This window comes from Nocardia rhamnosiphila NBRC 108938, from assembly GCF_000720425.1.
Lineage (GTDB): Bacteria > Actinomycetota > Actinomycetes > Mycobacteriales > Mycobacteriaceae > Nocardia > Nocardia rhamnosiphila.
Map to the genome: position 1 here is coordinate 552,158 of NZ_JOAJ01000005.1, position 12,623 is coordinate 564,780.

The window sequence follows — 12,623 nt, forward strand, 5'->3', positions numbered from 1 at the left end:
CCTCAGCCGGCCAGTGTGCGGCAGTACCCGCGCAACTCCGAAAGCCGCTCCTGCGCGGTAGTTCTGGCGGCCCGCAACCCGGCCGGGCCGGAAACCGGATGCACCACCTCCAGGTAGCACTTGAGCTTCGGTTCGGTGCCCGAGGGGCGGACGACCAACCGCACGCCGTCACCGGTGAAGACCAGCGCGTCGGTACGCATCCGGCCCCGCAGCGCGGCCATATCGGTGTAGTCGACCGCGGTCCCGGCCAGTGTTCCCGGTGGTGCGGCCCGCAGCGCCTCCACCACCGCGGCGGCCGCCCGCTGATCGGGGAGGCGCAGCGAGACCTGATCGCCGGCGTGCACACCGAACTCGACGGCCAGATCGTCCAGTTCGTCGTGCAGTGTGCGGCCGCGGGCACGCAGCCGCGACACCAGATCGGCGGCCATGACCGCCGCGGAGACACCGTCCTTGTCGCGGACGGTCGCCGGATCCACACAGTGCCCGATCGCCTCCTCGTACGCGTAGACCAGGCCGTCGCCCGCGCGCGCCAGCCATTTGAACCCGGTGAGGGTTTCGGCATAGCGGGCGCCGCGCGCCGGCGCCAGCCGGGAGAGCAGACGGGACGAGACGATCGTGGTGGCCACCAGCGGGTCCGTGGTCGCCGTGCGCAGCACATCATCGGCCAGCAGCACCCCGGTTTCGTCCCCGCGCAACATGCGCCACCCGTCCGGTGTGGGGACACCCAGCGCGCAGCGGTCGGCGTCGGGATCCAGCGCCACGGCCAGATCGGCGTCCACCCGCTCGGCCAGCCGTAGCAGCAGATCCGCCGCTCCCGGCTCCTCCGGGTTCGGGAAGGCCACTGTGGGGAAATCGGGGTCGGGTGCGAACTGTTCGGTGACCGCGTGGATATCGGTGAAACCGGCGGTGGTGAGCGCGTGCACGGCGGTGGCGCCGCCGACACCGTGTAACGGCGTGAACGCGATCCGGATTCCCGCGCGTTCCCCGTCCCCGCCGATCAGCCGGGGTAGCTGCGCGACCCGCGCCAGATAGTGCGACAGGACCGCACCCCCCGACGCGGCGACGGGCTCGCGTCCGATCGGTTCGGTGACCGTCGTGATCCGCTGCTCGATCTCGGTATCTGCGGGCGGCGCCAGCTGGGTGCCGCCGTCGACGAAGACCTTGTAGCCGTTGTCCCCGGGCGGATTGTGCGATGCGGTGATCTGCACACCCGCCACCGCACCCGATTCGCGCACGGCGAAGGCGGTGACGGGGGTCGGCAGCGGTTCGGGCAGCCGGGTCACCGCGAAACCGGCCGCGGCCAGCACCTCGGCGGTGACCGCCGCGAATTCCGCGGATCCGTGCCGGGCGTCCCGGCCGACCACCACCGTGCCGCCACCGAGGCAGCGGTCCCGCAGCCAGGCGGCGAGCCCGGCGGTCGCGCGCGCCACCGTGGTCTCGTTCATTCCATCCGGGCCGGGGGCCAGCGGCCCGCGCAGACCCGCCGTGCCGAAGGTCAGCATCTACAGCTGCTCCAGCACACCGCGCAGTAATTTGCCCAGGCGCGGCGCCGCCGCGCGCCCCTCCGCGAGCACCTCGGCATGGGCCAGCGGCGCGCCAGTGACCCCGGCCGCCAGGTTCGTGACCAGGGAGATGCCGAGCAGCCGGACGCCGAGAGCGCGCGCCGCGATGGCTTCCAGCACCGTCGACATCCCCACCAGATCGGCCCCGATCGTGGCCAGCATGCGGATCTCCGCGGGTGTCTCGTACTGCGGTCCGGTGAGCCCGGCGTACACGCCCTCGGTCAGGTCCGGGTCGACGCGCCGCGCGAGATCGCGCAACCGCGGGTCCCAGGTGTCGACCAGATCGACGAAGGTGGGCCCGGTCAGCGGCGTCGTACCGGTGAGATTGAGGTGATCGCGCACCAGCACGGCCTCCCCGACCCGCATACCCGGGCGGATCCCGCCGGCGGCGTTGGTGAGGATCACCGTCTCCGCGCCCGCCGCCACCGCGGTCCGCACCGGATGTACGACCTCCTCGGCGGAATGCCCCTCGTACAGGTGCTGGCGTCCCATGAGCACGAGGGCGTGGATATCGCCGATCGACACCGACACCACCCGGCCCACATGCCCCTGCGCGGTGGGCGCGGCGAATCCGGGCAGCTCCGGCATCGGTATCTCGGCATTGGGGGTCCCGAGTTCGGCGGCGGCGTCCTGCCAGCCCGAACCCAGCACCACCGCGACCCGGTGTCGATCCACGGACGAACGGGCCGCGATCTCCTCGGCAGCCTCTTCGGCAAGCATGGCGGCCAGTGTATGGCCTCCCGCGCCGCCGGCCCGCCCGAACCGCGTGCGCCGGTGGGGCCTCCGGCGGCCATCCCTGATTCGTAGCCGATACGCTGCACAGATGCCGTACCTGGAACGTGATGGAAACGTTTTCGTGCTGTCGCTGGGCAACGAGGGCCAGACCGACAGCGAGAACCGCTTCAGCCACGAGTGGATAGACGAGACGCACGCGCTACTGGACACCGTGGTGGCCGTCGAGGGGCCCGCCGCGCTGGTGACGACCGCCACCGGGAAGTTCTTCAGCAACGGACTCGACACCGACTGGCTATTCGCGAATCTCGACCGGATGCACGGCTACCTCGACCGCGTGCACAGCGTGTTCAGCCGGTTGCTCGCGTTTCCGCTGCCCACCGTCGCGGCCGTCAACGGTCACGCCTTCGGCGCCGGCGCCATGCTCGCCACCTGCCACGATTTCCGGGTGATGCGCGCCGACCGCGGATTCTGGTGCCTACCCGAGGTGCATCTGGGGATGCCGTTCACCGTCGGGATGAACGCCCTGCTCACCAGCCGGTTGACCAACCAGGTGGCGGTCGCCGCGATGACCACCGGCCACCGGTTCGGCGCCGCGGAAGCCCGGGCGGCGGGTATCGTGGACGACGTCGCCGACGCCGAGGCACTGCGCGCCGCCGCGGTGGAGCGGGCTGCCGGACTGGCCGCCAATCGGACTCCTAGCCTGCCCGCCATCAAACGCGCCCTGCACGCCACGGCGCTGGCCGGCCTCACGGTGCCGACCACTCCGGATAACCTGGCATTCGCCTCGAACTAGCCGCGAGCGAGCCGGTCGGGCGTCGACCGGAACGCGCACGCCCCACCGGAGACGCGGATGCGGCACGGATGCCGCCGCGCACGGATAGGGCAGCGGTGCGAAACTGGTGGATACGGCCGTTCCCCGGGGGATAGCGGAACCGCCGGTATGTACCGCGGCCACGGCCGCGGACGATACGTGTACGGGCGATCCGCGCACGTGGAGAAGTGGTTCACAGCTGCTCGTTCTACGACAGGAGGACATTCGGTGAGCACAACCGGCCGTACGGTGCGAGACGGACAGGACGCGGTGACGGCGTGGCTGGCCGAGCACACGGTCGATCTCGTTCAATGGCGCCGGCACATCCACGCCAACCCGGAATTATCCCGTACCGAGTTCGCGACCACCGAATTCGTCGGCACCTGGCTGACGAAGGCCGGACTCTCGTTCCGGGTGCTGCCGACCGGAACCGGTCTGATCTGCGATATCGGTCCCGAGGACGCGCCGCGGATCGCGTTGCGCGCCGATATGGACGCACTGGCGCTCCAGGAGTTCACCGGCCGACCCTTCGCCTCGACGGTGCCCGGCGTCTCGCATGCCTGCGGCCACGACGCGCACACCAGCATCCTGCTCGGTACCGCGCTGGCCCTCGCCGACCTCGATCTCCCGGTCGGCGTACGGCTGATCTTCCAGCACGCCGAGGAGGTCATGCCCGGCGGTGCCATCGATATGGTCGCGGCCGGCGCGATGACCGGAGTGGACCGGGTCTTCGCCCTGCACTGCGATCCGCGGCTGGAAGCCGGCAAGGTCGGCATCCGGGTCGGCGCCATCACCTCCGCCGCCGATACCGTCGAACTGGTGCTGGATTCGCCCGGCGGGCACACCTCCCGACCACACCTCACCAGTGACCTCGTCTACGCGATCGGCACCGTCATCACCGGTCTGCCCGGCCTGCTCACCCGCCGGATCGACCCGCGTACCAGCACGGTCATGGTGTGGGGCGCGGTCAGCGCCGGCAAGGCCCCGAACGCGATCCCGCAGACCGGCATGCTCACCGGCACCGTCCGCACCGGCGACCACGCCACCTGGTCCCTGCTCGAACCGATGGTGCGCGAGATCGTCGACGGCCTGCTCGCACCGACCGGTGTGCGCTACCAACTCGACTACCGGCGCGGCGTGCCACCGGTGGTCAACGACGAACACTCGGTCCGCATGCTCAGCGACGCGGTCCGCGCCATCGGCCCCGACGCTCTCGCCGACACCCCGCAATCCGGCGGCGGCGAAGATTTCTCCTGGTACCTGGAAGAAGTTCCCGGCGCCATGGCCCGCCTCGGCGTCTGGCCCGGCGAAGGCCCCCAGCTCGACCTGCACCAGCCGACGTTCGATCTCGACGAACGGGCGTTGCCGGTGGGGGTGCGGACGTTCACCAACATCGTTCTACAAGCGGGGCAGGAGCTGGCCTGACCCGGGGCACGGACCGCGAAGGTGGGTACGTGAGCTCGCTCGTGAAGGTGCTGTGTTTTTTGGCGGCGCCTCCGGCGCCGTGGGGTTGAGGCCCCCTTTGGTCTCGCCGTTTCGGCCTCGAGACTCGCGCCTGCGGCGCATGCGCTTCGAGGCCGAAACGGCGAGACGGGCCTCAACCCTTTGAGGTGTCTCGTAAGACTCGACGCATGCGGGTTGCGTCGGCACTCGAAGGCCGGAACGGATGCCGACTCGACCGCCCGGCCGGCCTGGCGTCCGGACGCCTTCGCGAACAGGAGTACCCGCTCGGTGCTGAGCTCGGCGAGGTCCATAAAGGGTCGAGGCCCGTCCCGTCGTTCAGCGTCCGAAGTGCATGCGCCGCAGGCGCGAGTCTCGGGCGCTGAACGACGGGACCGAGGGGGCCTCGACCCCGCGCGCCGGAGGCGCGCCAAAATTAACTGAAGTTGTTTCCGGGGCCTACGTTCCGGCTGTTGCGGGTGCGCAGGGCGTGTACGTACTCCTCCGGGGCGCCCGCCTTCTCGGCGGCGTCGGCCATCACGCCGATATAACGCGCCGACGGGAGTCCGCCTTCGTAGGCGTCGAGGACGTACAGCCAGGCGAGGATCGGGTCGCTGCCGCTTCCGGGACTGGGGGTCACGCGGAGCCGGATCTTGCGGTGGATTCCGAAATCGGATCCCTCCCAACGGTCGAGCCGCTGCTCGTCCTCGGGCGAGACGTCGTAGAGCACGACGAAGACCCGGGAGCCGGGTTCTTCCACGACGGTGGCGAGCGGACCTTCCCAGCCGATGTCGTCCCCGCTGAAGGTGAGGCGCCAGCCCTCCAGCCAGCCCGTCCCGGACATGGGGGAGTGCGGACAGCGCTCGAGCATCTGGGTCGAATCCATATTGGACCCGTAGGCAGCGTAGATCGGCACACCGGCAGCTTAGTTGTGTGCTCGCTCTCACCGGTACGGGGCGTCGTAAATCGCGTTCCGGGATGTGCTTCTGGCCGCCGGCGGGCCGGTGCGACCAGGCCGGGAGCGGGAGCGGGACGCGCGCCGGGCTGCCTCCGGCGGCGCCGCGGTCCTGCGCGGAATGCCGATGGGGTGCGCTCGGCAGCACCTACTAGGCTGGTCTCGGCGAGTGAAGGCCGCGAAGCTGCCGCGCGCCGCGCGCGGGTGATTAGGACAAGGGGAATGTATGACCCGCATTGCGATCATCGGTGGCGGACCGGCAGGCTACGAAGCGGCGCTGGTCGCGGCCCAGCACGGGGCGCAGGTGGTGCTGATCGATTCCGACGGTATCGGCGGGGCATGTGTGCTCTGGGATTGTGTGCCGTCGAAGACCTTCATCGCCTCCACCGGTGTTCGGACCGATCTGCGGCGCTCCCGGAACCTGGGGATCACGCTCGACCCGAGCCAGGCCGAGGTGCGGTTGCCGGAGGTCAACGAGCGGGTGAAGGCGCTGGCGCTGGCACAGTCCTCGGATATCCGGTCCAAGTTGCAGGCGGCGGGGGTGCGGGTGCTGCCGGGTCGGGGCCGGCTGGCGGGTCCGGGATCGGGCCGGGCGACGCATCAGGTCGTGGTGTCGTTCCCGGACGCGACCGAGGAGACCGTCGAGGCGGAGGTGGTGCTGATCGCCACCGGTGCCTCCCCGCGAGTGCTGCCCGGGGCCGAGCCGGACGGGGAGCGGATCCTGAACTGGCGGCAGCTCTACGATCTGCCGGAGCTGCCGGAGACGCTGGTGGTGGTCGGTTCCGGGGTGACCGGTGCCGAATTCGTCTCCGCGTACACGGAAATGGGCGTGCGGGTGATCCTGGTGTCCAGCCGGGACCGGGTGCTGCCCGGGGAGGACGCGGATGCCGCGCTGGTGCTGGAGGACGCCTTCGCCGAACGCGGCGTGGAACTGGTGAAGCACGCGCGGGCCGACAAGGTGGAGCGCACGGGTGATTCGGTACTGGTCACCCTGGCCGACGGCCGTACGGTGTCGGGTTCGCACGCGTTGATGACCGTCGGATCCACGCCGAACACCGGTGGGCTGGGCCTGGAACAGGCCGGTATCGAACTGGACCGCGGCGGATACCTGCGGGTGGACCGGGTCTCGCGGACCGGGGTTCCCGGTGTCTACGCCGCGGGTGACTGCACCGGTCTGTTGCCGCTGGCCTCGGTGGCCGCCATGCAGGGCCGGATCGCCATGTACCACGCGCTGGGTGAAGGAGTCAGCCCGATCCGGCTCAAAACGGTGGCCTCGGCGGTGTTCACCCGCCCGGAGATCGCGACCGTGGGGGTGAGCCAGACGGCCATCGACAACGGGGAGACCCCGGCGCGCACGGTGATGCTGCCGCTGAACACCAATCCGCGGGCGAAGATGTCGGGTCTGCGTCGTGGTTTCGTCAAGATTTTCTGCCGACCGGCGACGGGTGTGGTCATCGGCGGTGTGGTGGTCGCCCCGATCGCCTCGGAGCTGATTCTGCCGATCGCGCTGGCGGTCCAGAACAATCTGACGGTCAACGATCTGGCACAGACCTTTTCGGTGTACCCCTCGCTCACCGGCTCGGTCATGGAGGCCGCCCGCCAGCTCATGCGCCACGACGACCTCGGCTGAGTTCTCGGCGGCGCCGGTGGGTACGGGTATGAATACCGGCCCGTCCGGGAAATGCGGCCGTAATCGAAAATCGCTTGCCCGAATCGGCCCGAGTTCCTGGTCGCGTCACTGCTTTTTCACCCGCGTTTCACCCGTGAGTGTTCCTGCCCGTGGTGAGTTTTCGTCACATTGCCGGAATTGCTCGAGTGTGGTTCACTTCCGAGGCAGAGATGCGATCGACGGGCGGTCGTGGAGTTTGGTGCCGGGGGGTTCGTCCTTTCGGACTCGGACAGCGAACGGCCCACTATCGGGTGAACCGCTGGAGTTCGTGTCTCGGATGAGACGGAACTGGACGCGGACCGCAGGTGGCGCCGCATCCGGGAAAGGGATTGGGCGAAAAGTGAAACATCGTAAGCCGAACCGGGCGGGCCGGGCGGTGGCGAGCACTTCGCTGCCTCTTGCGACTGCCGCGGCCATGGCCATTTTCGCGTCGCCGGCGGGGGCCGTTCCGAGCGACCAGCCGGCTACCCCGACGACGCCGGTGCCCGCGCCTTCGCAGCCGGGTACGAATAATCAGCAGCAGCCCGGCACCGAGGGCCAGCAGAACGGGCCGGAGACCACGCCGAGCCAGCCCGGTGTGCAGAACAACGAGGAAAAGCCGGAGAGCAGCCCGACTCCGAGCCCGAGCCAGCCCGGTGTCACCACCCCGGAGCAGGGTCAGGACGATCAGGGCCTCACCGGCCCGACCCAGCCCGGTGTCACCACGCCGCGTGTGGCGCCGCTGCCCGTCCCGGGGCAGCCCGCCCCGGCGCAGCCGGCCATCTCGCCGAATACGCCGCAGGGTCAGCAGCCGCCGGCGCAGCCGGGTGACGCGCCCGCCCCGGCGCCGGAGGCCGACGGGGAGAACGCGCAGCCCAGTGCTCCGCAGACCGATACCCTGATCGAGCCGCAGAGCCCGCAGTGGCAGGCGCCGAGTCTGGACGAGGCGCCGGTCGCGCCGGTCGTCGAGATGCAGGGTCCGCATATGGAGATCGGTGCCGCCCTCGACGGCGGTTCCCTGGCTCCCGGACATTTCGCCAACACCCACCACTTCTCCAATCAGTCCGGCTATGTCGGCACCGCCGGCTTCCGTACCCCGACGGGTACGGGCGAGGCCGGTATCTCGGTGGAATTCGTCGACGAGAACACCATCAACGTCTCGACGTTCACCGGTGGGAACGGGTTGCCGGACAACCGGCTCGACCACGTGATCGACACCACCCCGGTGAACACGGCGAAGGCAGCCGTGGAGCACTGGATCGCTCAGCAGCCGGGCGGCGCGGCCGCGTTGGACGCCGCGGCCAAGATTCCGCCGCCCCCGCCGCTGCTGCCCCCGGGCAACTACCCGGAGCAGGCGCTGAACCTCGGTGGCGTCAATACCCAGTGGGGTGGTTCACTCCAGTACTGACGCGAGTGAAATCTTGCCGGGTGGGGCGGTCGTGCACGGCCGCCCCACCCGCGTGTCTCGGAAGGGATGGGCTGTGACCGGCGAGGGCGAAGGTAGAGAGCGCGAACCCGAACGGGCGGATTTCGGACCCCCTACCGGCGATTTCGGTCCGCCGGTATCGGAGTTCGGGCCGCCGACGGGCGAGCTCTCGATGCCGGGCTGGAAGCCGAATACGCGTCCGGAGGATTCCGGCTTGACCTGGCGCCCGGCACCCGGTGCCGGCGCGGCCGAGCCGCCCGCTGTTCCTCCGCCGCCGCCCCAGTACCGGGCGCCGGACAGCTCCACCCCGGTCCAGCGACCGGCGCCGGCCGAGTCCCGGCCGGTGACTCGGCCCGCGCCCGACGCAGACTCCACCACGGTCCGCCACCAGATTCCACCGGACCCGGCCCCGCGCACCTCGCCGGCCGGCGAACGGGCACCGGAACCGGATCAGGCCACGGTCCGCCACACCGGTCCGGACCTGCGTTGGCCGGCGTCGGGTCAGCCGAACCAGTCCGGTGGGTCCGAGTCGGCCGCAGGTTCGGTCCGGCCGCGGGCGGGTGGCCTGTCCTGGGACAGCGATCCGATCGCCCAGAAGCTCACGCCGCAGTCGGTAGCGGGGGCGCTGGCCGCGAAACCGCGCCGCGGTCTCCCGGTCGGCCGGATCGTGACCGCGGTCGCGGTGCTGGTGGCATTGGTCGCGGTGGGGGTGGCGATCGTCGTGGTGAGCGGCGGTGACGACGCGCCGGCAGGGCCGCCGGTCGCCGATTCCGGTTCCGCGCTGAGCTGTCCGGCGAGCCAGGAGGGCGGGGTGATCGTCGGCGACGGGGTCGGGGATACGACCAGCGGCGCGGGCGCCATTCTCGGTTTCCAGCATCAGTTCTATGTGGAGCGCAGCGGCGTGGGTGCCCGTCAGTTCGTCGCGGTGGATTCGCCTGCTATTTCTTCCGCGGAGACGATCCAGTCGGCGATCGATACGCATATTCCGGCGGGTACCGAGCATTGTGTGCGGATCACCGAACGGGCATCGAACTCTTTCGATGTCGACCTGACCGAGCTGCGCCCGAACGGTAAGACGACGGTGTACAAGCAGACGGTGACCACGGTGGATCGGGACGGGAAAACCGTGCTCTGGGTGATCGCGGACCGCCGCTGATCCCAGTATGTGAAATCACAATGTCATATGGTGATAATTCATGGGATGATTGGGTTTATCAGCAGGTAATTCCCGGAGGCCCCTATGTCGCATCTCGAACCGCCGCTGGCCGGCAAGCTGGCCGGCCTCACCAGCTCCGTCATTCGTGACCTGCTGAAGCTCACCGCCGACCCGAATATCCTCAGCTTGGCCGGCGGCCTGCCCGATGCCGAACTCATGCCCGGCACACGCATCGCCGCCGCGGCCGAATCGGCGTTGCGGGGCAGTGCCGCGCTGCAGTACACGGAGTCCCCCGGGTGGGGCCCGCTGCGCGAAGTCCTGGCCGGCCGGGAATCGGACCGGCTCGGTCGCCGGGTCGATATCGCCGAGATCTTCGTGACCCACGGTTCGCAGCAGGCACTGTCGCTGCTCGCCGAGGTGCTGCTCGACCCGGGCGCGCTGGTGGTGGTCGAGGATCCGGCCTATGTCGGCGCGATACAGGTGTTCCGGGCGGCCGGTGCGCGGATCGTGGCGGTGCCGCTGGACAACGAGGGTCTGCGAGTGGACCGGCTCGCGGAGTTGCTCGCCGCCGGAGAGCGTCCGGCCCTGGTGCACACCGTGAGCAATTTCCACAACCCCGGTGGCGTGACCATGAGCCCCCGCCGCAGGCAGGCGCTCGCCGCGCTGGCCGAGGAACACGGGTTCTGGGTGATCGAGGACGATCCATACGGCGAACTGTGGTTCGACCGGCCCGCGCCCGCGCCGGTGGCCTCGTATTCATCGACGGTCATCCGGTTGTCCTCGGCGTCGAAGATCATCGCGCCCACGCTGCGGGTGGGCTGGATGGTGGCCCCGCAACGGGTATGCCGGGCGGTCGAACTGTTGAAGCAGGGAGCCGATCTGTGCGGTTCGGCGCTCACCCAGCAGATCGCCGCCGAACTGCTCGCCGACAGCGCCTGGCTCACCGGTCATATCGACACGGTCCGCGGGGTGTACGCCACCCGCGCCACCGCCCTGGTCGACGCGGCCCGCGACCATTTCGGCGACCGGTTGCGCTGCACGGAGGCATCCGGGGGCATGTTCGTCTGGGCGGAGTTCACCGACGGCACCGACACCGGTGAACTGCTGCCCCGGGCACTCGAGACGGGTGTCGCCTTCGTCCCGGGCGGGGCGTTCGCGGTGAGCAACCCCTATTCGAACGCCATGCGGATGTGCTTCACCACCGCCGCGCCGGAGATGCTCACCGAGGCGATGGCACGGCTGGCCCGGGCCGCCGGCGCCCGGGCACCGGTTCACTCGGCCCAGTTGTAGGTGCGTTCGACCGCCTTGTTCCAGTCGGCGAGGCGGGAGTCGCGGTCGGCGGTGGACATACTCGGGTTCCAGGTCTTGTCGGCGGCCCAGTTGGCCCGGATATCGTCGGTGCCCGACCAGTATTCGACCGCAAGCCCGGCCGCGTAGGCGGCCCCGAGCGCCGTGGTCTCGTTGACCAGCGGCCGGACGACCGGTAGATCGAGAATATCGGCCTGGAACTGCATGAGCAGATCGTTGGCGACCATACCGCCGTCGACCTTGAGGGCTGTCGCCTCGAGGTCCAGCGAGCGGGATTCGGCGTCCGCGCGCATCGCGTCCATCACCTCGCGGGTCTGGAAGGCGGTCGATTCCAGGATCGCGCGGGCGAGATGGGCCTTGGTGACGAATCGGGTGAGCCCGGCGATCACCCCGCGGGCGTCGGGCCGCCAGCGCGGGGCGAACAGCCCGGAGAACGCCGGGACGATATAGGCGCCGCCGTTGTCGTCCACAGTGCGCGCGAGATCCTCGATCTCCGGCGCCGAGGAGATGATGCCCAGATTGTCGCGGAACCACTGCACCAGCGCGCCGGTGACGGCGATAGACCCCTCCAGCGCGTACACCGGCGGCTGGTCACCGAGCCGATAACACACCGTGGTCAGCAGGCCGTGCTCACTGAATACGGGAGTGGTGCCGGTGTTCAGCAGCATGAAGTTGCCGGTGCCGTAGGTGTTCTTGGCCTCGCCCGGCGCCAGACACGCCTGCCCGAACATCGCGGCCTGCTGGTCGCCGAGGATGCCCGCGACCGGCACTCCCGCCAGCGGACCCGCCCCGATCTCCGCGTAGACCTCCGAGGAACTCCGGATCTCCGGCAGCACGGCCGGCGGTACCCCGATCTCCGCGCAGATCTGTTCGTCCCAGGCCAGCGTGCGCAGATCCATGAGCAGGGTGCGTGAGGCATTGGTGACATCGGTGATGTGCCGGCCGGTCAGCTTCCACAGCAGCCAGCTGTCCACGGTGCCGAAGCACAGTTCGCCCGCCTCCGCCCGCTCGCGCGCGCCCGGCACGGTGTCCAGGATCCAGCGCACCTTGGGCCCGGAGAAATACGTCGACAGCGGCAGGCCGGTGCGCTCGGCGTAACGCGCCGCGCCCGAGGAGCCGGCGAGTTCGGTGCACAACCGGTCGGTGCGGGTGTCCTGCCAGACGATCGCGTTGTGTATGGGCCGACCGGTGTCGCGTTCCCAGACGACGGTGGTCTCACGCTGGTTGGTCACGCCCACGGCCGCGATATCGCCCGCGCTGATCCCGGCCTCGTCCAGTACCGCGCCGAGCACGAATTCGGTATTGCGCCACAGCGTTTCCGGATCGTGCTCGACCCAGCCCGGCTTCGGGAAGATCTGGTCGTGCTCGCGCTGGGCGACCCCCGCGATCTTTCCCTGCCGATCGAACAGTATGCATCTGCTCGAGGTCGTGCCCTGGTCGATGGCGGCCACATAGCGCATGGCAGGAGGCTAGCGCAATCCGGCCGATCGGTGACGGGTGTCTCCCTGCCGAGGTTTGCCAGAGGTTGCCCCGTAGGCGTACCTCCGCCTTCGCTCCGGCCGTGCGCGTGTACAGGCGAACC

The 12,623-nt window shown here is 69.8% G+C and carries 10 protein-coding genes; 6 read left to right on the forward strand and 4 right to left on the reverse strand.

Going from position 1 to position 12,623, the window contains the following annotated elements; translation table 11 throughout:
* Nucleotides 1-2: 2 nt before the first annotated feature.
* Both IG75_RS0120160 and IG75_RS40320 read right to left on the reverse strand, forming a co-directional pair.
* Nucleotides 3-1,502, reverse strand: coding sequence for a phospho-sugar mutase (locus IG75_RS0120160; RefSeq protein WP_030522517.1), 1,500 nt, complete (start codon nucleotides 1,500-1,502; stop codon nucleotides 3-5).
* Entirely contained in the window at nucleotides 1,503-2,282 is a 780-nt protein-coding gene (locus IG75_RS40320; RefSeq protein ID WP_030522516.1) for a purine-nucleoside phosphorylase, read from the reverse strand.
* A 103-nt stretch (nucleotides 2,283-2,385) separates the two neighbouring features.
* On the opposite strand from IG75_RS40320, the gene IG75_RS0120170 reads away from it, so the two are divergent.
* Both IG75_RS0120170 and IG75_RS0120175 read left to right on the forward strand, forming a co-directional pair.
* A complete protein-coding gene (locus IG75_RS0120170; RefSeq protein WP_030522515.1) occupies nucleotides 2,386-3,090 on the forward strand; it encodes an enoyl-CoA hydratase-related protein in 705 nt (234 codons plus the stop codon).
* Nucleotides 3,091-3,336: 246 nt separating this feature from the next.
* Complete coding sequence (locus IG75_RS0120175) at nucleotides 3,337-4,533, forward strand: M20 family metallopeptidase (protein WP_245713327.1); 1,197 nt, start codon at nucleotides 3,337-3,339, stop codon at nucleotides 4,531-4,533.
* Nucleotides 4,534-4,984: 451 nt separating this feature from the next.
* Here the strand turns inward: IG75_RS0120175 and IG75_RS0120180 are convergent, their stop codons facing one another.
* Nucleotides 4,985-5,464: a gamma-glutamylcyclotransferase family protein gene (locus tag IG75_RS0120180; protein ID WP_030522513.1), complete on the reverse strand. Its 480-nt coding sequence runs from the start codon at nucleotides 5,462-5,464 to the stop codon at nucleotides 4,985-4,987.
* Between the two features lie 265 nt (nucleotides 5,465-5,729).
* Between IG75_RS0120180 and IG75_RS0120185 the strand changes: the two genes are divergently transcribed.
* The 4 genes from IG75_RS0120185 (at nucleotide 5,730) to IG75_RS0120200 (ending at nucleotide 11,023) form a co-directional block, all read left to right on the forward strand.
* Nucleotides 5,730-7,133 carry an NAD(P)H-quinone dehydrogenase gene (locus tag IG75_RS0120185; protein ID WP_030522512.1) on the forward strand — a complete coding sequence of 468 codons (1,404 nt, stop codon included), beginning with the start codon at nucleotides 5,730-5,732 and terminating at the stop codon, nucleotides 7,131-7,133.
* Between the two features lie 520 nt (nucleotides 7,134-7,653).
* Nucleotides 7,654-8,559, forward strand: coding sequence for a hypothetical protein (locus tag IG75_RS0120190; RefSeq protein WP_245713409.1), 906 nt, complete (start codon nucleotides 7,654-7,656; stop codon nucleotides 8,557-8,559).
* Nucleotides 8,560-8,632: 73 nt separating this feature from the next.
* Nucleotides 8,633-9,733, forward strand: a complete 1,101-nt coding sequence (locus IG75_RS0120195) for a DUF8176 domain-containing protein (RefSeq protein WP_030525864.1) — start codon at nucleotides 8,633-8,635, stop codon at nucleotides 9,731-9,733.
* 84 nt (nucleotides 9,734-9,817) lie between these two features.
* Nucleotides 9,818-11,023 (forward strand): aminotransferase-like domain-containing protein, encoded by a 1,206-nt coding sequence (locus IG75_RS0120200; protein ID WP_030522509.1) that lies wholly within the window; start codon nucleotides 9,818-9,820, stop codon nucleotides 11,021-11,023.
* On the opposite strand, the gene glpK is transcribed toward IG75_RS0120200, so the two are convergent.
* Entirely contained in the window at nucleotides 11,005-12,501 is a 1,497-nt protein-coding gene (gene glpK / locus IG75_RS0120205; RefSeq protein WP_030522508.1) for a glycerol kinase GlpK, read from the reverse strand. The two genes, IG75_RS0120200 and glpK, sit on opposite strands and share 19 nt — an antisense overlap.
* Between the last annotated feature and the right edge of the window lie 122 nt (nucleotides 12,502-12,623).

What these genes read in the sequence shown, in the direction of transcription:
- IG75_RS0120160 (WP_030522517.1), bottom strand. Translation starts at nt 1,502, where the DNA reads ATGCTGACCTTCGGCACGGCGGGTCTGCGCGGGCCGCTGGCCCCCGGC.
- IG75_RS0120200 (WP_030522509.1), top strand. Translation starts at nt 9,818, where the DNA reads ATGTCGCATCTCGAACCGCCGCTGGCCGGCAAGCTGGCCGGCCTCACC.
- IG75_RS40320 (WP_030522516.1), bottom strand. Translation starts at nt 2,282, where the DNA reads ATGCTTGCCGAAGAGGCTGCCGAGGAGATCGCGGCCCGTTCGTCCGTG.
- glpK (WP_030522508.1), bottom strand. Translation starts at nt 12,501, where the DNA reads ATGCGCTATGTGGCCGCCATCGACCAGGGCACGACCTCGAGCAGATGC.
- IG75_RS0120170 (WP_030522515.1), top strand. Translation starts at nt 2,386, where the DNA reads ATGCCGTACCTGGAACGTGATGGAAACGTTTTCGTGCTGTCGCTGGGC.
- IG75_RS0120185 (WP_030522512.1), top strand. Translation starts at nt 5,730, where the DNA reads ATGACCCGCATTGCGATCATCGGTGGCGGACCGGCAGGCTACGAAGCG.